Raw genomic sequence first — 20,807 nt, 5'->3', positions numbered from 1 at the left:
CAAAAAATGAGTTTTTAAAGCGCTTTTTTTTAGTTTTTTATCCATAGTCCCTCGTGGCTTCTGCGACTATAATAAGATTAAGAGATATATAAGGAGGAACGTTATGCTTAATGAACGAACAAAAGCAAAGCTCATTGAAGTTGTAGGGTCAGCCAACTTTCAAGATAGCAGTGAAGCAAGACTCGTGTACTCTTATGACGCAACACCTAACTTTCAGTCGCTTCCTGATGCGGTTATTATGCCTGAAAACAAAGATCAAGTGAAAAGAATTTTAACGATATGCAACGAAGATCATGTTCCTATTGTGCCAAGAGGTTCAGGTACAAATTTAAGCGCAGGAACGTGTCCAACGCAAGGCGGAATTGTTCTTACATTTAACCGGATGAATAACATTTTGGAAATTGATGAAGAAAATTTAACCGCTACCGTGCAGCCAGGTGTTATCACGTTAGACTTAATTAACGCCGTAGAGGCAAAAGGTTTATTTTACCCTCCTGATCCAAGCTCTATGAAAATATCAACCATCGGAGGGAACATCAATGAATGTTCAGGAGGGTTACGAGGCTTAAAATACGGCGTAACAAAAGATTACGTTCTTGGTCTTGAAGTAGTTCTTGCAAACGGTGACTGTATTAAGACGGGAGGCAAGCTGGCTAAAGATGTAGCTGGCTACGATTTAACGAACTTGTTTGTCGGGTCTGAGGGAACGCTTGGCGTCGTGACAGAAGCGATTTTAAAGCTCATTCCAATACCTGAAACAAAACAAACTCTGCTCGCGCTGTTTGAAGACATGGACGCAGCCGCTAAGACGGTTTCAGCTATTATCGCCAATAAGATTATTCCAGCTACGCTTGAATTTTTAGATCAGCCGACGTGTGAAGTAGTAGAAGATTTTGCGCAAGTTGGGCTACCCACAGATGTAAACGCTGTCTTATTGATTGAACAAGACGGTCCGCCGGAAGTAGTGACTCGCGATATTGAAATGATTTCCCGCATCTGCAGCGAAGGAAATGCTGTATCTGTAAAAGTAGCAGCTTCACAAGCAGAAGCAGAAGCGTTAAGTACAGCAAGAAGATCAGCTCTTTCTGCTTTAGCGCGAATGAAGCCAACGACCATTTTAGAAGACGCAACCGTCCCGCGGTCTAAAATTAGTGAAATGGTCAAAGCGATTAATGAAATTGCTGTAACATATAACGTTAAGATCTGTACGTTTGGTCATGCAGGAGACGGAAATCTGCATCCGACTTGTTTAACAGATGCGCGTGACGAAGAAGAGCTTCACCGCGTCGAACAAGCTTTTGAAGCGATTTTTCATAAAGCCATTGAGCTTGGAGGAACGATTACAGGTGAACACGGAGTTGGAGAAATGAAAGCACCGTATTTGGCATTGAAGATGGGAGGAGAAGGAGTAGCTGCGATGAAAGCAATTAAGTATGCTTTGGACCCGCAAGGAATTATGAATCCAGGGAAAATTTTTGCTAAAGACACGAGAAAAAGAGTGGTGGTTCGTTCATGACGGCAACAAAAGACATTCAGCAAGCGTTCAAAGAACGGTTAGATTATGACGAGTTAATGAATTGTATGAGATGCGGTTTTTGTTTGCCAAGCTGTCCGACGTATGGACAAACGAATCAATATGAAGCAGCGTCACCGCGCGGAAGAATTGCTTTGATGAAAGGAGTTGTAGACGGACTTATTGAACCTGATGAATCTGTTGAAAAGCAATTGAATCTTTGTCTTGGCTGCCGAGCGTGTGAGCCTGTTTGTCCTTCGGGTGTGAAGTATGGACACTTATTAGAAGAAGCGCGTGATATTATTCAGCAGAAAAAAAGGCATAAATGGCCAGTAAAAGCGCTCAGGCATATGGTGTTTGAACAGCTTTTCCCGCATAAAGAACGATTAAAAAATGTACATTCTCTGCTTGCTTTCTACCAAAGAAGCGGCTTGCAAAAAGCTGTTCAAAAAACAAATATACTAAATGTCCTGCCCGGTAATTTAGCACAAATGGAAAAAACGCTTCCGCCTGTGCCAACAAAAAAAGAAATGAAGAAACGGCCTTTTTTATTTGAAGCAGAAGGAACAAGAGAGCGTACAGTTGCTTTTTTTACAGGGTGTTTAATGGATACGATGTTTATGGAAACAAACAACGCCACGATTGCACTTTTACAAAAAGCGGGGTGTAAGGTCGTCATACCAGAGGTGCAGACATGCTGCGGCGCGCTGCATGCGCACGGAGGAGAAAAAGATCAGGCAAAGAAGTTAGCGAAGCAAAATATTATGGCGTTTGAATCCATTCAAGCGGATGATATTGTTCTTAATGCAGGAGGCTGCGGTGCGCTGTTGGTAGAATACGATCATTTATTAAAAGAGGAACCGGAATGGAAAGAAAGAGCAGCGGCTTTTTCTGCCAAAGTTAAAGATTTTTCAGAGATTTTATTGCAGCAGCAGTTTGTGGAAAAACAAAAGTTATCGCTGCCAAGTCAAATTATTACGTATCAAGACTCGTGTCATTTAAGAAACGTGATGAAAACGTCCAGTGCACCGAGAAAACTGATCCAAGCGATTAACGGAACGGTGTTTAATGAAATGGAAAATGCGGATCATTGCTGCGGCTCAGCCGGTATTTATAACTTAACGGAACAAGAGATGTCTATGCAAATTTTAGATTACAAAATGGAAAAAGTGAAAGAAACGCATGCACATACGATTGTAACAGCGAACCCGGGCTGTCTCATTCAAATGAAGCTAGGCGTAGTCAGAGAAGGAGTAGAAGAAAGTGTAAGGGCCGTTCATCTTGCAGATTTACTTCTTGAAGCAGTAGAAAGCAAATAAAAAGGCCGGACGTGTCCGGCCTTTTTATTATTTGAACAGCTGAGAAACAATTTCGTACGAACGAAGGCGAGCTTTGTGATCGTAAATTTGAGCGTTAATCATCAGTTCATCTGCTTCTGTTTCTTCAATAAACTGTTCAAGCTTGACTTTAATCGTCTCAGGGCTTCCGACAATAGAAGAGCCCAGCTGCTGTTGAAGAGAAGCTTTTTCAAAGTCAGTCCATAGTTCATCCATATTATCCACAGGAGCTTTTAGTTTACCCGGTGTGTTTCGAATTAAATTTAGAAACTGCTGCTGCATAGAAGTAGCCAAACGTTCAGCTTCTCTATCTGTATCAGCAGCGATTACGTTTACACCTAACATTGCATATGGTTTCTCTAAAACGTCGGACGGCTTAAAATAACGGCGATACATGTTAAGAGCTGTCATTGTATTATTAGGTGAGAAGTGACTTGCAAATGAAAATGGCAAGCCTAGCTGTGCAGAAAGCTGTGCGCTAAAACCGCTTGAGCCAAGCAGCCAAATCGGAATATTTAAACCTTGACCCGGAACAGCTTTGACGCGCATCTGACTTTCTGAAGCAGGTTTAAAGTACTCTTGCAGTTCAGCTAGCTGTTCTGGGAAGTCACTGCCGTCGCTTCTGCGGTCGCGTCGCAGTGCTTGTGCTGTCAGCTGATCTGTCCCTGGCGCTCTTCCTAAGCCTAAATCAATACGTCCTGGAAATAGTGATTCAAGCGTGCCAAAATGCTCAGCAATAACAAGCGGAGAATGGTTAGGAAGCATAATACCTCCAGAGCCTACGCGAATGCGTGACGTGCCTGCAGCTACATGACCAATTACAACAGATGTAGCGGAGCTTGCGATACCTGTCATATTATGATGTTCAGCTAGCCAGTAGCGGTTATACCCCCATTTTTCAGCGTGCTGAGCTAAATCTAATGTATTTCTAAGTGAGTCAGATACAGTTCCTCCTTCAACTACAGGAGAAAGATCCAATACGGAAATCGGAATATCTTTTAATGCTTTACTCATCAATTTCATCTTCTTTCTTTAAAGACTTCATAGGCCTTGTTATTTCAATGGAATACAAGTATTTTAACAATAATCTTTCGAGTTCCAAAATATTTTGCTTCGATTATTTTCCTTTATGTTATTGTTCTTTATTTACACAAGCTTTTGAGAAACAAAAAGCTTGTACGGTATAAGGCAGAAGCCGCCTCTTTCTATAAAAAGCTGTCATATTTTATAGTAGAAGGGAGGATGAATATGGTTACTTTAAATGAACTAAAAAGCAAGCAGTACGATATGATATACAGTTTAGGCTATAACTGTTTTCCAGGGATATACATGAAAAAATATGCTTTGCGAAAACAAGCCGGCGTGATTGATTGGTGTATTAGCATTTCTCTTTCTCATGTTAACCAGCTGTTGAAAAATCGCTGTAAAGACTTATTTGTATATGAACACTTAACCTATATCAGTTCTTTCGGAGATGGTTCCACGCTTAGACTGCGTGATAAGGTGTATCAAATTGATTCTGCTCATGATTTTCCGTCGTCTATTAATACGGAGACTAACTGGCTTTCATATAATGAAGTCAAAGAAAAATATGAACGGAGAACGGAGCGATTTTTAACGTCGATGGAGACCAGTTCTTGTATATTGTTTATTCGTATGGGCGGAACGTATGAAGAAGCGAAAGAATTAGAGCATATTTTAAAGGGAATGGTCAAAAACGATTTCTATATACTGCTGCTGACAAACAGTGAAAAAGAACTTTTGTCCGAGGCTAACTGGGACTTGCCTTGTACATGTGTCTTACATGCACCTATTTTTTCAATGGACGTGCTGCGCGATGATACAGTATGGGAAGAGCTCTTAAGCGGGCTTGTTATAAAATAAAAGAAACTCTTTTTGTTTAATACGGGAATGAAAAAGCTCGTTTTTTTCATAGACTTTGTTATATCTGTGTATCAAAGGAGATGAAAAGATGGAGTCCAATGTGCGGAAGGCGATAAAAGAAATTGTATGGCTGCTGCTAGAACAAGACCAGCGCTGGAATGAGTATCTAGTACAGCTGGAGGATTTGAAAATACAAGTGGATTTGAATAGTTCCGCATATGAAGTTCTGAGAAAGATGACGGGGAATTACGAAGTGCTGCTTGAACATATGGATCTCATTCAGCAGTTTGAAAATCATTCTAAAAGTGAAACAGCGCTGAATGACTTAGTTACCATCGTTATGAAGCATTACTCATTAAAAAATTCATAAGCCTGCTTTGTGCAGGTTTATGGAGTTTAAGCTCTCAATGGAATTGGGTAGAGATAATCGTTTATAATAAGTACATATGGTGATGAAAGGGTGATCGATATGGAAGAGAAACAAGAAATTGTACCCGTTCGTACAGAGGAAACAGCCAAATATTATTCGGAAGAAAAATTTTGGGACAAGCTTAAAAAGTTTGGTAAAAAAGCGGGAGCAAACGTTGTTTATGCCGTATTGCTTTTATACTACACGCTGCAAAAACCTGATATTCCCCCAAAAGCAAAAGCAGTCATTATAGGAGCGTTAGGTTATTTTATTCTTCCTTTAGATTTAATTCCGGACTTTGCAGCAGGAGTTGGATTTACAGATGATTTAGGAGCTCTGGGGCTTGCATTGATTCAAGTTGCCATGTACATTGATGAAGGTGTTAAACTGAAAGCGAAAGAAAAAATTAAAACGTGGTTTTCAGAAGAACACAATTTTTCCATTATTGATGCTAAAATAAAGTAACGTTATGATCGAAATGTAATTATTAAATAAAGTGAGCAAAAGAAGGTGATAGATGAATCATCTTCTTTTTAAGCGATAATATATAGGTCTTTGTAACTATTTTAATCCTTTTTATGTAAAAAAAGCAGGATTAAAATATTTTTTTCATTAAAATTTTAAGCAAGGTAATTGAATAATTGCCCTACAAATGTTAAGTTAAAACATGTTCATAAATTCGTCACAGAAAGCAGTATACAAATAAGTAAGATTGTTTGTAAAAACTTTGTGAAATTATGGAATTTTTTAACTAAGAGTTTCAAACTCTTAGAGATTCTTCCTCATCAATCAGAAGTCGCTTTCTTTCGTTCAACGATTAAGCATCTTTCATTTGAAGGTGTTTTTTTTCAGCTTAAGTAAGCTAACAACATGATTGTATGACAAATTTTTGCTAAGGTTGTATGGTTACTGTATTGTATGACAAGTTTTGTGTGATTTGATGTTAAATAAATGAACAGCTTCGAAGTAAATAAATGATTGCAGAAAAACAAAGTCCATGCGTTTTCATGAACCATTATACGTTACTTCATATTTGTAGAGATGTTTAGCAAAAGGGGAGATGAATGGCCTGACGTAAACAATATCCATAGACAAGCCTTAGAAGATAATTATCTTTCTAAGAAAGCAAATTTATATGATTGATTCTAATCTAAACAATGGAGTGTTCAAAAATGGAAATTAGTCAAATCTTTATTATTTTAACCCCAATCTTTTTTGTTATTTTGCTAGGTTATTTAGCAGGGTATTTTAAAAAGTTTGATGCAACAACATCTAAAGGGTTAAATACGCTTGTAACAAAATTTGCGTTACCTGCACATCTATTCGTTGGTATTACTACAACATCAAAACAAACGCTTATTGAAAAATGGCCGTTTTTACTAGCATTAGTTCTTGGTATTATTGGATTTTATGTTCTTTTCTTACTTGTTGCAAAATATGTATTTAAATACTCTTTAACAGGCGCGTCTATGTTCTCTTTAAACTCTACGCAGCCAACGTTTGCGTTTATGGGTATTCCAGTATTAGGTAGCTTGTTTGGCGCGGATGTAGTAGCAATTCCGATCGCCATTACTGGTATCGTAGTAAATGCGATGCTTGATCCTTTAGCAACTATTATTGGTACGGTTGGACAGCGTGAAAGAAGTGAAGGCGATTCAGAAGAAAGCTTATTTAAAGTAACGATTAAATCAATCTTACACGGTCTCTCTGAGCCGTTAGCCTGTGTTCCGTTAATCGCAGTAATATTAGTATTATGCGGCTTCCAAGCTCCAGATTTACTATCAAGCAGCTTAGATCAAATCGGTTCAATTACATCTGGTGCGGCTCTATTCGCAGTTGGGGTAACAATTGGTATCCGTAAAATTCAATTTAGCCCAGCGGCATTTGGTATTGCGATTTTAAAAGTGGCTATTCAGCCGCTTGTAATGTTAGGAATTGCAACAGCAATGGGTCTATCATCAGCTGACATCGTAAAATTAGTATTATTAGTAGCGTTCCCAGGTTCAGCTGTAGCAGCGATGATTTCAGTTCGCTTTGACAGCCTAGCTGGTGAAACAGCTTCAGCATTCGTACTTAGTGCCATTATGTCACTTGTTACATTACCGCTGTTAATTTCTTGGTTAATGTAGTCACATATATCAATATAAAATAAAAAAGGCTTTGCTATTTTAGCAAAGTCTTTTTTTGTGCATTTATATTTAAAAAAGCTTTAAAAATTCTTGGGCGATTTTGGGAAGATAACTGTCGGTACGCCACGTAACTAAAGGCTCAATTACAAATGGATTATCTTCTATGTTTAAAATTTTAATATGTTCTAGTGAAAAAGAAGATAGCATCGAATAAGGAACAATGGCAGCACCAAGGCCACGACATACTAAATTAAGAAGCATCGCTGAATCATGGCATTCGCATAAAATGTTAGGTGTTATACCCATCTTTTCAAATTCCTTCACAATGCGATTATATATGCTTATTTCCCGGTTTGAGCGAAGAAGAATAAGAGGGAGAGAAGCAATTTCAGCGACTGAAATCTTTTCTTTTGCATAACCACTTTCTTTGGGAACGGCTACAACAAAAACATCTGGTGCAAGTGTTTTTGTTTTGACATGTTTATAAGGTAAGTCAGTAGTAGTGACTGCTACATCAATTTTTCCTTCCGTTAATAATTCGTTTAAGTGAGCTGGCTCGTTTTCATAGATATTAAATGTGCTGTTTGGATACTGTTTTTGAATAAGAGTTAGCTTATCGAGAACCGTTGATGCACAGTAGATTGTACATCCGATTTCAAGTTTTTCATTTGTTACGTTTTTGCATTCCTGTACTTCCAATACTGATTTTTCGACCCTTTGCACAATTTCTTTCGCTCGTTTTAAAAAAAGCTCTCCTTCTACCGTTAACAATAAGCGCTTGTTATTATTTCGTTCAAAAAGCAAAAGGCCCAGCTCATTTTCGAGCTGTTTTAGCTGCCTGCTTAAAGGAGGCTGAGCCATATGCAGGCGCTTTGCTGCTTTGGTCACATTTAATTCTTCAGCTATGACAATAAAATAATGCAGCTGTCTTAATTCCACTGTATTCAACTCCATACTTTAAAGGTATTATTATATATTTTATCAATATTTTAATTGTATGGAAAATGAGTGTAAAGTTAAATGTGTAACCAAAGCAGAGAGGAGGAAGAGAAATGAAAATAGCTGTAGGAATCACAGGAGCCACGGGAGCTATTTTAGGTATTCGAATTTTAGAGCTTTTGAAGAAGGCTTCTGTTGAAACGCATTTAGTCATGTCGCCTTGGGCTCATGCCACAATTAAGCTGGAAACACCCTATAGCGTTCAGCAAGTAGAAGCGCTAGCAGATTATTGTTATTCATATCAAGACCAAGCAGCAAAAATTTCGAGCGGTTCTTTTCGCATAGATGGAATGATTGTTAGTCCTTGCAGCATGAAAACATTAGCATCTATTCGAATGGGACTAGCAGATAACTTAATAGCGAGAACAGCAGATGTGATGCTAAAAGAAAGAAAGCCACTGGTGCTACTTCCTCGAGAAACGCCTTTGAATACGATTCATTTAGAAAACATGCTGGATCTTTCAAAAATGGGAGCTATCCTCGTGCCTCCTATGCCGGCATTTTATAACAAGCCTGAGACGATTGAGGATATTGTCACCCATATTGCTGTTCGAACTTTAGATCAATTAGGAATTGAGCTTCCTGAGGCAAAAAGATGGAATGGAATTAAACATTTATCACAAGGAGGAAAATAAACATGGCTTATAAAGACTTTAGAGATTTCCTTAATACGCTACATAAAGAAGGGCAGCTACTGACGGTTACAGATGAAGTGCAGCCTGATCCAGATTTAGGTTCAGCAGGTCAAGCCATCAGTAATTTAGGAGACCAAACGCCGGGATTATTATTTACCAATATTTATGGGTACAACAATGCAAAGGTAGCTCTAAACGTAATGGGTTCCTGGTCAAATCACGCGTTAATGATGGGACTGCCTAAATCAACTCCTGTAAAAGAACAGTTCTTTGAGTTTGCTCGGAGATATGAAAAATTTCCTGTCAAAGTGAAAAGGGAAGAAACAGCGCCATTTCATGAGTGTGAAATTAAAGATGATATCAACTTATTCGATCTTTTGCCATTGTTTCGCTTAAATCAAGGAGACGGCGGCTATTATCTAGATAAAGCGTGCGTCATTTCTCGTGATCAGCATGATAAGGAGAATTTCGGCAAACAAAACGTGGGTATATATCGTATGCAGGTCAAAGGGAAAGACCGTCTAGGCATTCAGCCCGTGCCACAGCATGATATTGCCATTCACTTGAAACAAGCCGAAGAAAAAGGTGAAAACCTCCCTGTATCAATTGCTTTAGGATGTGAACCTGCGATTGTCACAGCAGCCGCTACGCCGCTTCATTACGATCAATCAGAGTATGAAATGGCAGGAGCTATTCAAGGTGAGCCATACAGAATTGTGAAGTCTCAGCTTTCTGATTTAGATGTACCTTGGGGAGCAGAAGTGATTTTAGAGGGAGAAATTTTAGCTGGTGAACGTGAATATGAAGGTCCTTTTGGCGAATTTACAGGTCATTACTCCGGCGGCAGAAGCATGCCTGTTATCAAAATCAATCATGTATACCATCGCAAAGATCCTATTTTTGAAAGTTTATATATCGGTATGCCTTGGACAGAAACAGATTATTTAATTGGAATCAATACAAGCGTTCCTTTATATCAGCAGCTAAAAGAAGCATATCCTGAAGAGATTGAAGCTGTGAATGCAATGTATACTCATGGTCTCGTTGCTATCATTTCAACGAAAAGCCGATACGGAGGATTTGCTAAGGCGGTTGGTATGAGGGCATTGACTACGCCGCATGGGTTAGGATATTGCAAGCTAGTTATTTTAGTAGACGAAGATGTGGATCCGTTTAATTTACCGCAAGTCATGTGGGCGCTATCAACAAAAATGCACCCAAAACACGATGTTATAACAGTGCCTAATCTTTCAGTTCTGCCACTTGATCCAGGATCTGAGCCGGCTGGTATTACAGATAAAATGATTTTGGATGCTACAACACCAGTTGCACCGGAAACAAGAGGCCACTATTCTCAGCCTTTAGATACACCACTTGAAACTGAAAAATGGGAAAAAATCTTAACGAATATGATGCAAAAATAAACAAGGAGGAATCGACATGCATACTTGTCCAAGATGTGAAGCCAAACAAGCGAACTTAGTATCTAAATCACCAGTTGAAGGAGCCTGGGAGATTTACTTATGCAACGTGTGTTTGTTTACCTGGCGTTCTTCTGAACCTGAGACCATCACCAATCCTGAAAAATACCCTCGACCATTTAAAGTCAATCCAAAAGACGTACCGCTGGCAACGCACGTGCCTCCTGTGCCACCCCGATCTTAATAAGCAAAGGTGGTAAGTAAAATGAATAAAGCAGAGCTGCCAAAAGCCGTGCGCGTATTTTTAAATGGAAAAGACTTAGAAAGAAAGCAGCATGATGCGATGCTGCTATCTACAGTGACATCCGAGGGTTTTCCTCATGTAGCAATGATTAGCGCAGGAGAGCTGGTAGCTATTAGCTCTTCACGCGTCAAGCTGTTAATATGGAAAGATACAACATCTTCAACAAACATGATACAGAATCATAGGGCAACCGTTACATTAGTTGTTGAAGGAAAAGCTTATTACATTAAATTTTGGCTAAAAAAAGAAGCTCCTGTGTTATCAGGTTATGAGCTATTTACGGGAGAAGTAGCCGCTGTTAAAGAAGATTACGCAAAATATGCAGTTTTAACATCAGGAATTCAATTTCAGCTTCATGATTCCAAAGAGGTACTGAGCCGCTGGAAGCAATCAATTGAGGCTGTTCTTTCTACTGAAAAAACCGATTCTTAAAAATAAGAATCGGTTTTTTAGCTGTAGTGAAATTTTTTCAAATAGCATGCTAGCTGAACTTTTAATAGGTGTTCACTGTTTGTAAATGATATGTTCATTTTTTCTTCAATTTTTTTCAACCGCTGATAGAGTGTATTAACATGAATATGAAGCTGCTTAGCTGTAAGTGAAGCAGAGCGGTTATTATCGAAATACGCTTCTAGCGTTTGCTCTAAAGGTTCATCGTTTGAATGATTGTTCTTAAGAGGGAGAAATACTTCATCAATAAAGGTTTTGACCTCTTCTTTTGATTGATTAATAAATAGCCGGTTAATTCCTATTTCCTCATATAACATGCATCCATCTTGCTGCTGAGACAGAAGGTAAGAGACAGCTTTTTCAGCTTCACTATAACTTTTTCCTATTTGAGTAAAATGAGAATAACGACTTCCAATCCCTGTTTTTACATGACATTCATTGTAGTAACGCCATTTTGAGAGTAAATCCTCTAATTGTTTGATAATAGCATGCTGTTTTTCATAAGGGTCAAGCGTAAATACAAGGGTTACTTTGGTGTCGAACCCGTATACGACAGGTGCTTTTGAGCTGAAAACCGATTTGATGTCAGATACAAGGCGATGAAGGTGTAAGTTTAAGAGCTGCAGGTCCGCTTGTGAACGAATGGTAATGAGAGCGACCAGAATATGCTTTTTTGTATCAATGTTTAGCTCAGCTGCTTTTTGATACAGCAAAGTGGTGTCATAACACGATAAGTATTCACTAAATAATTCATGTGTTCGCTTGTAAAATAAATCAACTAACGTTTGTTTCTTCAGCATTTCTAATGCAATAACAGAGCTGCTTTGTTCGAGTGCCACTTGATCTAGAGAGGAAAGATCTCCTTGATTTGCCTGCATAATAAGTAACCCTAAGAGCGTGTCAATGCCGTGTATGGGGTGAATATAAACACTGTGTGCCTCATTGTTTGCCGCAATAGTATAAAAACAAGGCTTTGTATGTGAAAGAAAATGTGTGTGAAATTCAGCTGTTTTTGTGTCTATATCAAAGAATTTCAAGAAGCCATAGGTCTTATTATCAACAAAATCTACAATGGTGACAGGAGATGTAACCATTCGGCGCAATTCGGTAAGTATTGGTTCAATTCCTTTACTTTGAAGTGAAACATTCATGAAGGTGCGATGAATTTGATCGCGGCGTATTAAAAGTTTATTTTGTTTTTTTACATCTTCAAAAAGCGCTGAGTTTAAGAGAGCAATCGATACTTGATCGGAAAAGCTTTCTAACAATTCTTTATCCTCTTCATTTAAAAGAGGGGTTGTACCATTTTGATAAATAATGAGTACGCATACCGTTTGTTCTTCCATACAAATGGGGACAGAGATAATAGATTGAATGTTTGTAAACGTATAGGACTGATTAAGATAATGAATATTGTCTTCAGTCATAGTAGAAGAAGCGCGTAATATATCCTTTAAGTTCGTATACATATAGCTTTTATTACGCTGAAATGTCTTTCCGATAATTCCTTCGCCAACTTTCATTTTCATGTTTTGAATTTCATTGTTTGGCCCCCCGGACCAGGCGCGAGGCAAAAGAAATTGAGTGGAAGAATCAAACATCCACAGCACGCCCATATCTGCAACAGAAATAACTGAAAGAGCATTTTCAAGAATTCTTGTTAATAGATAATCTGAGTCTTGTAAAAGTGAGATTTCCTTAATGCTTTTCATAAGCACGTTTAAAATGTGCTCATGCCGCTCTAGCTTTTTTTGCAGCATATAAGGAGAAAAGGTAGCCGATAGCTGTTTTATTTGTGGGGGTGTCCAGTCATGCTTAGCAAATATGCGAACAACAAACGCATAGCGATTTGGAAAGGATAAGTAAATTTCCTCGAACTCTTCATATGCCGTATGCTTTTGAAAGGAATCACTGCCGTTATGTAGGCTAGTGGGAGGAGTGTAAGTCAGGGATGAGCATGAAGAACTGGAAAAAATCACGTTGAAATTTGCAGAATCAATACTTGCCCAAATCTGAAAAGGACTATTTTTGATAATAGATGTAAGATAACCTTTCATATTAGCTAATAAATCACTCATGTTAACAACCCCTTATAGACTACTTAATGTAAAAAAATACATAGTTATAGTTCTTATTATATAGAATTACACATTGAAAAAATAGTCAGAATTTTTTAATATTTATATAACGAATTGATTTGTTACAAAACATTACATTAAATGAAATAAAAAGGAGATGAGTGCATTTATGTTAGCAAGGTCGAACTGGAAATACGTCATTTTATTTTTATTATTTTTAGGCTGGTCGCTTGGAAACTTAGATCGTTTTATTATTAATTACGCTATTTTAGATATTTCGAAAGATCTACATCTGAATGCTTCTTCTACAGGCATCATCTTAAGCAGCTTTTTTGCAGGATACGCACTGATGCAAATACCTGGGGGGTGGCTAGCAGACCGCTTTGGATTTAAAAAAGTCATTATAATCGCCGTGCTTTTATGGTCTTTGTTTACGATTTTTACCGGAATGGCCTGGTCTTTTGCTTCTATTATTATCATTCGCTTTTTATTTGGTTTAGGGGAGGGAAGTTACTTTCCATCTGCATCAAAAGGAATCGCAGGGTGGTTTCCTCAGCAAGAACGCAGTAGAGCCATGTCCTTTTTGTTATCGTCAGGTACGATTATGGGCGTGGTTACACCAATTCTAGCGACGCAGCTGATGCAAACGATAAGCTGGAGAAGTATCTTTTATATCATAGGAGCCATCGGACTCGTTATTACAGTTTTGTTTGTTTTTTTACTAAAAGAAAAGCAGCAGAGAGAAAAAACAGAGACATCTGCTATTCCTGCTAAGCAGATGACATTAAAAGAAATTATCAAAACTCCGATGATTTGGAATTTATTTATTGCATACTTCAGTATCTACGCCATTAACTGGGGGCTCATGTCGTGGATGCCTACATATTTAGCTGAAGTAAGACATCTGAATTTAACGGACATCGGTTTTCTTTCCGCTATCCCAGCATTTGTAGGCATTATAGGAATGTTTGTTAGCGGCTTTGTTTTAGACAAGCTTCCGGACGGAAAAGACAAGACGATTGCGGCGGTGTTTGGTTTACTGATGGGTGTTTTTCTTTGCTTCATGGCCATTTCACCTAGCGTAGGCATGTTTATCGTTTTTCAAAGTGCAGTCACCTCGCTGTTTTCGTTTAATGTGATTTTAATCGCTTCAGCTCCTTTAAAAATGTTGCCTGAATCAGTGGTCGGTTCAGCAAATGGTTTTATCAATACAGGAGCTCAAGCAGCCGGCGTATTAACACCAATGCTCATTGGCTTTTTAGTACAATCGTTTGGCGGGTCGTATAATGCAGCATTTGCTTTATTAATTATCTGCGCTCTTGTCTGTGCTATTTCGTTGTTTTCGATTCGACCTGCAAAAGTGGTAGTGGATGCACAAAATGCTGTTAAATAATGAAGAAAAAGGAGAGTGTCTCATGGATATTATTAAAGAAGTTGAACAACTTATTGAAAAAAAGCGAAACGAGCTAACTCTAATCAGTGATCAAATATGGGAATATGCAGAAATGAGGTTTGAAGAGTATAAGTCAGCACAGCTGATTTGCGACATGTTAGAAAAAGAAGAGTTTACACTTCGTAAACATATTGCTAACCTTGAAACAGGTTTTATTGGAAGTTACGGGAGCGGTTATCCGATCATCGCTATTCTCGGTGAATACGATGCGCTTACCGGGCTGAGTCAAAAAGATAATTGCGCAGTAGCAGATCCGGTCAAAAAAAACGGAAATGGCCATGGGTGTGGGCATAACCTACTTGGGGTAGGCTCACTAGCAGCTGCACTTGCTGTCAAAGAATATTTAAAAGAAAAAAATGTTCCGGGGACCGTTCGATACTATGGATGTCCAGCCGAAGAAAGTGGTTACGGAAAGACGTATATGGTAAGAGAAGGATTTTTTCAAGATGTAGACGTCGCGTTTTCATGGCATCCCGCTACCGTTAATGGTGTTATGCATACGTCATCGAATGCGGTTTTGCAAGCAACTTTTAAATTTAAAGGAAGAAGCAGTCATGCAGCTGCTAGTCCTCATCTTGGCAGAAGCGCTTTAGACGCTGTAGAGTTGATGAACATTGGTGTAAATTATATGCGTGAACATATGGTTGATGAAGCGCGCGTACACTATGCCATTACAAATAGCGGAGGCATCTCTCCTAATGTTGTTCAAGCAGAAGCGGAAGTCATGTACTTAATTCGTGCTCCGAAGCCATCTCAAGTCAAAGAACTTTTTGAACGCGTTGTGAAAATTGCAGAGGGAGCAGCTTTAATGACTGAAACACAAATGGAACAGGAAATTCAAGGAGCCTGTGCTAATCTAATTCCAAATCAAACAATGGAACAGCTGATGCATAAGCAAATGATGCAGATAAATTTGGCTGAAGTGAAACATGAAGAAATAGCTTTTGCCAAAGCTATTTACGAGTCTACATCCGCCGAAGATAAAGAAGCAGCAAAAAAACAAGTGGGTTCACTGCTAGACAGAGCTTTAGCGGATCATCCGGTCTTCAACCAAATTGCTCCTATGTCTAAAAATGTTTCCTTCATGACAGGATCAACTGATGTCGCAGACGTTAGCTGGAATGTTCCCACTGCACAGTGCGTGACGGCAACGTGGGCTTATGCTACGCCGTTTCATACATGGCAAGCTGTTGCTCAAGGGAAAACGGAGTATGCCCACGATGCGATGTTATTGGCTGGAAAAGCCATCGCGGCTACGGCGATTGAAATGATAGAAAATCAAGAGCTGATTAGTCAAGCCAAACAAGAGCTGGAGGATAGGCTAGAAGGGGAAAGCTATGAATGTCTTGTGCCTTCACATATACAGCCACCTAATTACTCAGAAAGTGAGCAGGAAAACTATAGCGTGGTATAAAAAACGAGGCGGGGAAAAACGTATTTTCGTGTATGGAAGATCTGAACGATGAATCGTTCGGATTTTTTTATTGTTAGGTTGAACGTTAGGTCTCATTTATCCCGTTTGTCGTCTTTAGATTGGATTGATGTAGTTATGGCTCAATCTCTTTTTTGTTTTCATTAAAAATAAATGGTTAAAAATATATCTCTTGGCTGAACCTAACCCTATCTAATTGTTCAAGAAAAGAGGTAAAAACATGAGAGCATATAAAGTAGAAAAAGATGGTTCAATTTCAACTTCATTAAAAGGAAAATCGGTTTTATCCACTTCTTATTTAAATAAAGGTTCTGCTTTTACTGAAGAAGAAAGAGAAGAGCTTCATCTGCAGGGACTTCTTCCTCCAACGGTTTTAACGTTAGAAGAACAGGCAAAAAGAGCATATGAGCAGTTCAAAAAAGCACCGAATGATCTTCAAAAAAATAATTCGTTAAATGATCTGCATAACCGGAACGTTGTGTTGTTTTATCGTTTATTAACCGATCATTTAAGTGAAATGCTTCCCATTATTTACACGCCTACTGTAGGTCAATCCATTCAAGAATACAGCCATGAATACCACCGTCCTGACGGCTTATATTTATCCGTAAATGAAGCGGATCGATTAAGTGATGCAATTGAAAACTTAGGGATCGACAGCGAAGATATTGATTTGCTTGTAGTTACAGATTCAGAAAGTATTTTAGGGATTGGGGACTGGGGTGTAGGAGGGATAAATATTGCAGTTGGAAAGTTAGCGGTCTACACAGCTGCAGCAGGAATTGACCCAAGCCGCGTACTGCCTGTTGTTCTTGACATGGGGACCAATAACAAAAAGCTTCTTGAAGATCCTTTGTATTTAGGAAATCGTCATGAGCGAGTAAAAGGAGAAGACTATAATCGCTTTATTGCTCAATTTGTAAAAGAAATAACGACCAAGTTTCCTAAAGCGCTTCTTCATTGGGAGGATCTTGGGAATATTAACGCGCGTCACATTATGAAAGAATACGGAGATAAAATTTTAACGTTTAATGATGACATTCAAGGAACGGGAGTGATTACTCTTGCAGCCGTTTTGACAGCGGTGCGCATTACAGGTACACCTTTAAAAGATCAGCGGGTTGTTGTATTTGGACCGGGATCTGCTGGAATTGGGAATGCTGATCGTATTCATAGTGCGATGATGCTTGAAGGGTTATCTGAAGAAGAAGCGTATGATCGTTTTTGGGCATATGATTACAGAGGTCTGTTAACGGAAGATATGGAAGATTTAGCTCCTTTTCAACAGCCTTACGTTCGTCAAAAAGAAGAGATTAAAGAATGGGGAAAAAACGATGAAAATAAAGTTTCACTATTGGAGCTTGTCAAGCAAGTGAAGCCAACGATTTTAATTGGAACATCAGGCGTCACGGATGCTTTTACCGAAGAAATTATTAAAGAAATGGCAAAGCATGTGGAGCGCCCTGTGATTATGCCGCTTTCAAACCCGACTAAACTTGCTGAAGCTGTTCCAGAAAATATTATAAAATGGACGGAAGGAAAAGCCCTTATTGCAACGGGAAGTCCATTTGAACCCGTTGAATATAACGGGCACACTTATGAAATCGGACAGGCGAATAATGCATTTGTGTTTCCAGGTCTTGGTTTAGGTGCAATTGTGGTTCGCGCTCAAAAGTTTACTGAATCTATGTTTGCAGAAGCAGCCAATGCAGTAGCTCGTATAGCAGAAACAGATACAAAAGGAGATACGCTTCTTCCAAATATTAAAGATCTTCAAAAAGTATCAAAGGCGGTTGCTGTAGCAGTTGCTGATGCTGCTGTAAAAGATAACGTAGCAACTGTTGCCGAGCAAAATGTAAATAAACTTGTAGAAGCAGCGGTATGGCAGCCTGTTTATAAACCGGTTAAGGCAAAAAATGAATGAGGTGAATGATAAATGAGCATAGGTCAAATTTTTCTCATTCTCGCGCCTATCTTTTTTGTCATTTTGCTTGGTTATTTAGCAGGGCACTTTAAAAAATTTGATAAGCAAACGTCTAAGGGGCTCAACACATTAGTAACGAAGTTTGCGCTTCCTGCACACTTATTTGTAGGTGTAACGACAACTCCAAGAAAAACACTCATAGACGAATGGCCGTTTTTAGTAGCGCTGATTTTAGGAATTGTCGGGTTTTACCTCATTATATTGCTCGTCGTGAAGTATGCAGGGAAGCATACGTTAACTTCTTCTTCTATGTTTGCTCTAAACTCAGCTCAGCCAACGTTTGCTTTTATGGGCATTCCAGTACTCGGAGGATTGTTCGGTGCAGGAGCCGTAGCGATTCCAATTGCCATAACAGGAATCGTAGTAAACGCGATTTTAGATCCGCTGGCAACGATTTTAGGAACCGTTGGACAAAGGGGACGAAGGGAAGGGGAAGAGAAAACAAGTTTATTCAAAGTAACGGTTCATTCCATTTTGCATGGTTTATCTGAGCCTTTGGCATGTGTACCGTTAATTGGAGTGATTTTAACGCTTTGCGGCTTTCAGTCACCTAAACTTTTACAGGATATGCTTGATCAAATCGGAAGTATTACATCGGGAGCAGCTTTGTTTGCAGTAGGAGTAACGATTGGAATTGGAAAAATTAACTTCAGTAAAGGTGCGCTTGGGATCGCCCTCTTAAAAGTAGCGGTTCAACCCATCGTTATGCTCGGAATTGCAGTATGGATAGGATTATCTTCAGATGAAGTGACAAAAGCTATTTTGCTGGTAGCTTTTCCTGGGTCTGCTGTAGCTGCGATGATTGCTTTGCGGTTTGAAAGCTTGGAAAACGAAACCGCATCTGCTTTTGTCATTAGTGCTATTTTATCGTTGATTACGCTGCCGCTTCTTATTTCTTGGCTTATGTAAATAAAAAAACGAAAGAGGAGAATTCCTCTTTCGTTTTAAGACGGATTAATAAGCTAATGCAAATAATCCTTTGATATGAGATAAGTAACGAACGTTACTTGCTTCTTTCATAAGTGATGCTGGTAAACCTTTTAATTGCGTTTTGTTTCCGCCGATTGTACCAATTGCATCTTTGCGTCCAAGACTTCCTAGTGTACCAGAGAAGACAGGAACGAATGATTCCATTGCTCCGCCGCGAATAGCAACTGCTAAGTTCACGCCTACAACTTCACCCATTTGCCAAGCTAATTGAGCAGTAGGTGGGTAAGGGCGACCTTCTGGACCCATTACAACCGCTGAGTCACCAGCAAGGAATACATCTTTATGAGATGTAGATTGTAAGAATTCATTTACAAGTGCACGACCGCGGTTTACTTCAATACCTGAGTTAGCAACTACAGAGTTACCTTGAACTCCGCCAGTCCATACCATTGTTTTTGTTTCAATTTTGCTGCCGTCTTTAAGTTCAACAGTTGTAGCATCCATTTTTGTTACAGGTGTACCAGTAACAAATGTCACGCCACGTTTTGTTAAGCTTGATTGAGCGCGCTCTACTAATTCAGCAGGGAAGCCTGGAAGAACTGTAGGAGCTGCTTCTACACAGTATAGAGAAATTTCTTTTGGATCAACACCGTGTTTTAGACATAGGCTTGGCATTAAGTCAGCGTATTCACCAACAAGTTCGATACCTGTTAATCCACCGCCGCCAACTACGATTGTACCGTCAGCTTTATTTTTTGTTTTGCTGTATTCAGCGATACAAGCTTCTACGTGTGCACGTAAACGGTTTGCATCATTTACTGATTTAAGAACGAAGCTGTGCTCTTCTAAACCAGGGATACCGAAGTAAGCAGTTTCACTACCTAAAGCTGTAACAAGGTAGTCGTAGCTTAATTTTGTACCATCTTCAAGAGATACTTCACGTTGATCTGGTGAGATTTCTTTTACCGTTGCAATTTTTAAATCAACGTTGTAGTTTTTAAGTAATTTATCAAGTGGTAAAGCTACCGCTTGTTCAGAAACGCCGCCTACAGCTAGACGGTGTAATTCTGTAATGATTTGGTGAGTAGCAAAACGGTTCACTACTGTAATTTTTGCTTCATCCGCACTTAGGTGTTGGCGAGCTGTCATGGCAGTTAATAAACCACCGTAACCGCCGCCTAAAATTAAAATATGTTTTGACATAGTCGATCCTCCGTCCACACTTTTTAATGAAAATTATTTTTGTTTTTCGTTTGTAATGTCTAAATACGCTTGTGCAAAGCGGAATAGTTTTTGAGCTTGTGGATCTTTAAGCATGCGTAATAAACCGAATAAACCGATTGAATTAGAAGCATTTGCTTCTGCACGATCGTTTGCTTCGATTGCAGTAGCTGCAAGACCTTTTACTGTTCCTTCTACCGGCTCGATAAATTCTTTTACTCCACCAAGTAGATCTTCTTTTAATACGTCGTCAGTTAATAATGATTGCGCAACGTCGTAAGTTTTTGTAAGCACCGTTACCATTTCGGATAATTTTGGTAAATTATCTACAAGAACAGTAAGAGCTTCTTGTACTTCAGGCTTTAACAATTGATCTAACACATCCGCTTGACCTTTGTTAACTGCCGCTTCTGTTTGTACAGCAGCATTTTCCTCTGCAGCTGATTTTTGAATAGTTGATTGAGACATGAAAAGTCCTCCTTTGCTGGATACTGTTGCATATGTAGTTCCTAGTTATCTGCTAGACTTTCAAACTACATTGTGAAGTTGTGAAATCTTGCACATAATTCTATTTTAATTTTAATACGAGATAAAATCAACTCATTTCGTTGAAAAAATAAGTGAAGAA

Annotated in this window: 19 protein-coding genes; 14 read left to right on the top strand and 5 right to left on the bottom strand. The window is 38.9% G+C overall.

Going from position 1 to position 20,807, the window contains the following annotated elements; translation table 11 throughout:
- Positions 1-103: 103 nt before the first annotated feature.
- Positions 104-1,516 (top strand): glycolate oxidase subunit GlcD, encoded by a 1,413-nt coding sequence (glcD, locus tag POF52_RS21205; RefSeq protein ID WP_271994645.1) that lies wholly within the window; start codon positions 104-106, stop codon positions 1,514-1,516.
- On the top strand, positions 1,513-2,832 hold the full coding sequence (locus POF52_RS21200; RefSeq protein ID WP_271994643.1) for a (Fe-S)-binding protein: 1,320 nt from the start codon (positions 1,513-1,515) through the stop codon (positions 2,830-2,832). The genes glcD and POF52_RS21200 overlap by 4 nt, the downstream gene beginning before the upstream one ends.
- Before the next feature lie 27 nt (positions 2,833-2,859).
- Here the strand turns inward: POF52_RS21200 and POF52_RS21195 are convergent, their stop codons facing one another.
- Positions 2,860-3,864, bottom strand: coding sequence for an LLM class flavin-dependent oxidoreductase (locus POF52_RS21195; RefSeq protein WP_074680799.1), 1,005 nt, complete (start codon positions 3,862-3,864; stop codon positions 2,860-2,862).
- A gap of 234 nt (positions 3,865-4,098) precedes the next feature.
- On the opposite strand from POF52_RS21195, the gene POF52_RS21190 reads away from it, so the two are divergent.
- The 4 genes from POF52_RS21190 (at position 4,099) to POF52_RS21175 (ending at position 7,272) form a co-directional block, all read left to right on the top strand.
- A complete protein-coding gene (locus POF52_RS21190) occupies positions 4,099-4,734 on the top strand; it encodes a DUF1796 family putative cysteine peptidase (RefSeq protein ID WP_271994641.1) in 636 nt (211 codons plus the stop codon).
- A gap of 88 nt (positions 4,735-4,822) precedes the next feature.
- Positions 4,823-5,104 (top strand): hypothetical protein, encoded by a 282-nt coding sequence (locus POF52_RS21185; protein WP_013083437.1) that lies wholly within the window; start codon positions 4,823-4,825, stop codon positions 5,102-5,104.
- Positions 5,105-5,203: 99 nt separating this feature from the next.
- On the top strand, positions 5,204-5,608 hold the full coding sequence (locus tag POF52_RS21180) for a YkvA family protein (RefSeq protein WP_013057340.1): 405 nt from the start codon (positions 5,204-5,206) through the stop codon (positions 5,606-5,608).
- A gap of 707 nt (positions 5,609-6,315) precedes the next feature.
- On the top strand, positions 6,316-7,272 hold the full coding sequence (locus POF52_RS21175) for an AEC family transporter (RefSeq protein WP_029322155.1): 957 nt from the start codon (positions 6,316-6,318) through the stop codon (positions 7,270-7,272).
- Between the two features lie 69 nt (positions 7,273-7,341).
- Here the strand turns inward: POF52_RS21175 and POF52_RS21170 are convergent, their stop codons facing one another.
- Entirely contained in the window at positions 7,342-8,211 is an 870-nt protein-coding gene (locus POF52_RS21170) for a LysR family transcriptional regulator (RefSeq protein WP_029322153.1), read from the bottom strand.
- A gap of 113 nt (positions 8,212-8,324) precedes the next feature.
- Here POF52_RS21170 and POF52_RS21165 point away from each other — a divergent pair, with 113 nt between their 5' ends.
- Genes POF52_RS21165 through POF52_RS21150 form a run of 4 tightly spaced genes read left to right on the top strand, consistent with a single transcriptional unit; the run spans position 8,325 to position 11,063 of the window.
- Positions 8,325-8,906, top strand: a complete 582-nt coding sequence (locus POF52_RS21165; protein WP_013057337.1) for a non-oxidative hydroxyarylic acid decarboxylases subunit B — start codon at positions 8,325-8,327, stop codon at positions 8,904-8,906.
- Between the two features lie 2 nt (positions 8,907-8,908).
- Entirely contained in the window at positions 8,909-10,330 is a 1,422-nt protein-coding gene (locus tag POF52_RS21160; RefSeq protein ID WP_271994635.1) for a non-oxidative hydroxyarylic acid decarboxylases subunit C, read from the top strand.
- A gap of 16 nt (positions 10,331-10,346) precedes the next feature.
- On the top strand, positions 10,347-10,571 hold the full coding sequence (locus POF52_RS21155; protein ID WP_013083432.1) for a non-oxidative hydroxyarylic acid decarboxylases subunit D: 225 nt from the start codon (positions 10,347-10,349) through the stop codon (positions 10,569-10,571).
- A gap of 21 nt (positions 10,572-10,592) precedes the next feature.
- Positions 10,593-11,063, top strand: a complete 471-nt coding sequence (locus POF52_RS21150) for a hypothetical protein (RefSeq protein WP_271994632.1) — start codon at positions 10,593-10,595, stop codon at positions 11,061-11,063.
- A gap of 17 nt (positions 11,064-11,080) precedes the next feature.
- Here the strand turns inward: POF52_RS21150 and POF52_RS21145 are convergent, their stop codons facing one another.
- Positions 11,081-13,159 carry a helix-turn-helix domain-containing protein gene (locus POF52_RS21145; RefSeq protein WP_271994630.1) on the bottom strand — a complete coding sequence of 693 codons (2,079 nt, stop codon included), beginning with the start codon at positions 13,157-13,159 and terminating at the stop codon, positions 11,081-11,083.
- 169 nt (positions 13,160-13,328) lie between these two features.
- On the opposite strand from POF52_RS21145, the gene POF52_RS21140 reads away from it, so the two are divergent.
- From POF52_RS21140 to POF52_RS21125, 4 genes are all read left to right on the top strand, one after another.
- The gene (locus POF52_RS21140; RefSeq protein ID WP_271994628.1) at positions 13,329-14,552 is read left to right on the top strand and encodes an MFS transporter; all 1,224 of its coding nucleotides are present in this window, start codon (positions 13,329-13,331) and stop codon (positions 14,550-14,552) included.
- Positions 14,553-14,574: 22 nt separating this feature from the next.
- On the top strand, positions 14,575-16,026 hold the full coding sequence (locus POF52_RS21135; RefSeq protein WP_271994626.1) for a M20 family metallopeptidase: 1,452 nt from the start codon (positions 14,575-14,577) through the stop codon (positions 16,024-16,026).
- Between the two features lie 238 nt (positions 16,027-16,264).
- Complete coding sequence (locus POF52_RS21130) at positions 16,265-17,968, top strand: NAD-dependent malic enzyme (RefSeq protein WP_271994625.1); 1,704 nt, start codon at positions 16,265-16,267, stop codon at positions 17,966-17,968.
- Positions 17,969-17,980: 12 nt separating this feature from the next.
- Entirely contained in the window at positions 17,981-18,937 is a 957-nt protein-coding gene (locus tag POF52_RS21125) for an AEC family transporter (RefSeq protein WP_074896555.1), read from the top strand.
- A gap of 45 nt (positions 18,938-18,982) precedes the next feature.
- Here the strand turns inward: POF52_RS21125 and POF52_RS21120 are convergent, their stop codons facing one another.
- Together POF52_RS21120 and POF52_RS21115 are read right to left on the bottom strand one after the other, a co-directional pair.
- Positions 18,983-20,161 (bottom strand): NAD(P)/FAD-dependent oxidoreductase, encoded by a 1,179-nt coding sequence (locus POF52_RS21120; RefSeq protein WP_013057328.1) that lies wholly within the window; start codon positions 20,159-20,161, stop codon positions 18,983-18,985.
- A gap of 33 nt (positions 20,162-20,194) precedes the next feature.
- Positions 20,195-20,647 carry a DUF1641 domain-containing protein gene (locus POF52_RS21115; RefSeq protein ID WP_013057327.1) on the bottom strand — a complete coding sequence of 151 codons (453 nt, stop codon included), beginning with the start codon at positions 20,645-20,647 and terminating at the stop codon, positions 20,195-20,197.
- Between the last annotated feature and the right edge of the window lie 160 nt (positions 20,648-20,807).

It is taken from the genome of Priestia sp. AB (assembly GCF_028369225.1).
GTDB classification, from domain to species: domain Bacteria; phylum Bacillota; class Bacilli; order Bacillales; family Bacillaceae_H; genus Priestia; species Priestia megaterium.
This window is presented reverse-complemented; position numbering and strand designations above follow the sequence as displayed.

Bases quoted from the DNA above. Each gene is read 5' to 3' on its own strand.
- POF52_RS21115 (WP_013057327.1), bottom strand. From the start codon at position 20,647: ATGTCTCAATCAACTATTCAAAAATCAGCTGCAGAGGAAAATGCTGCT.
- POF52_RS21190 (WP_271994641.1), top strand. From the start codon at position 4,099: ATGGTTACTTTAAATGAACTAAAAAGCAAGCAGTACGATATGATATAC.
- POF52_RS21185 (WP_013083437.1), top strand. From the start codon at position 4,823: ATGGAGTCCAATGTGCGGAAGGCGATAAAAGAAATTGTATGGCTGCTG.
- POF52_RS21140 (WP_271994628.1), top strand. From the start codon at position 13,329: ATGTTAGCAAGGTCGAACTGGAAATACGTCATTTTATTTTTATTATTT.
- glcD (WP_271994645.1), top strand. From the start codon at position 104: ATGCTTAATGAACGAACAAAAGCAAAGCTCATTGAAGTTGTAGGGTCA.
- POF52_RS21195 (WP_074680799.1), bottom strand. From the start codon at position 3,864: ATGAGTAAAGCATTAAAAGATATTCCGATTTCCGTATTGGATCTTTCT.
- POF52_RS21155 (WP_013083432.1), top strand. From the start codon at position 10,347: ATGCATACTTGTCCAAGATGTGAAGCCAAACAAGCGAACTTAGTATCT.
- POF52_RS21145 (WP_271994630.1), bottom strand. From the start codon at position 13,159: ATGAGTGATTTATTAGCTAATATGAAAGGTTATCTTACATCTATTATC.
- POF52_RS21160 (WP_271994635.1), top strand. From the start codon at position 8,909: ATGGCTTATAAAGACTTTAGAGATTTCCTTAATACGCTACATAAAGAA.
- POF52_RS21150 (WP_271994632.1), top strand. From the start codon at position 10,593: ATGAATAAAGCAGAGCTGCCAAAAGCCGTGCGCGTATTTTTAAATGGA.
- POF52_RS21165 (WP_013057337.1), top strand. From the start codon at position 8,325: ATGAAAATAGCTGTAGGAATCACAGGAGCCACGGGAGCTATTTTAGGT.
- POF52_RS21200 (WP_271994643.1), top strand. From the start codon at position 1,513: ATGACGGCAACAAAAGACATTCAGCAAGCGTTCAAAGAACGGTTAGAT.
- POF52_RS21130 (WP_271994625.1), top strand. From the start codon at position 16,265: ATGAGAGCATATAAAGTAGAAAAAGATGGTTCAATTTCAACTTCATTA.
- POF52_RS21125 (WP_074896555.1), top strand. From the start codon at position 17,981: ATGAGCATAGGTCAAATTTTTCTCATTCTCGCGCCTATCTTTTTTGTC.
- POF52_RS21180 (WP_013057340.1), top strand. From the start codon at position 5,204: ATGGAAGAGAAACAAGAAATTGTACCCGTTCGTACAGAGGAAACAGCC.
- POF52_RS21175 (WP_029322155.1), top strand. From the start codon at position 6,316: ATGGAAATTAGTCAAATCTTTATTATTTTAACCCCAATCTTTTTTGTT.
- POF52_RS21135 (WP_271994626.1), top strand. From the start codon at position 14,575: ATGGATATTATTAAAGAAGTTGAACAACTTATTGAAAAAAAGCGAAAC.
- POF52_RS21120 (WP_013057328.1), bottom strand. From the start codon at position 20,161: ATGTCAAAACATATTTTAATTTTAGGCGGCGGTTACGGTGGTTTATTA.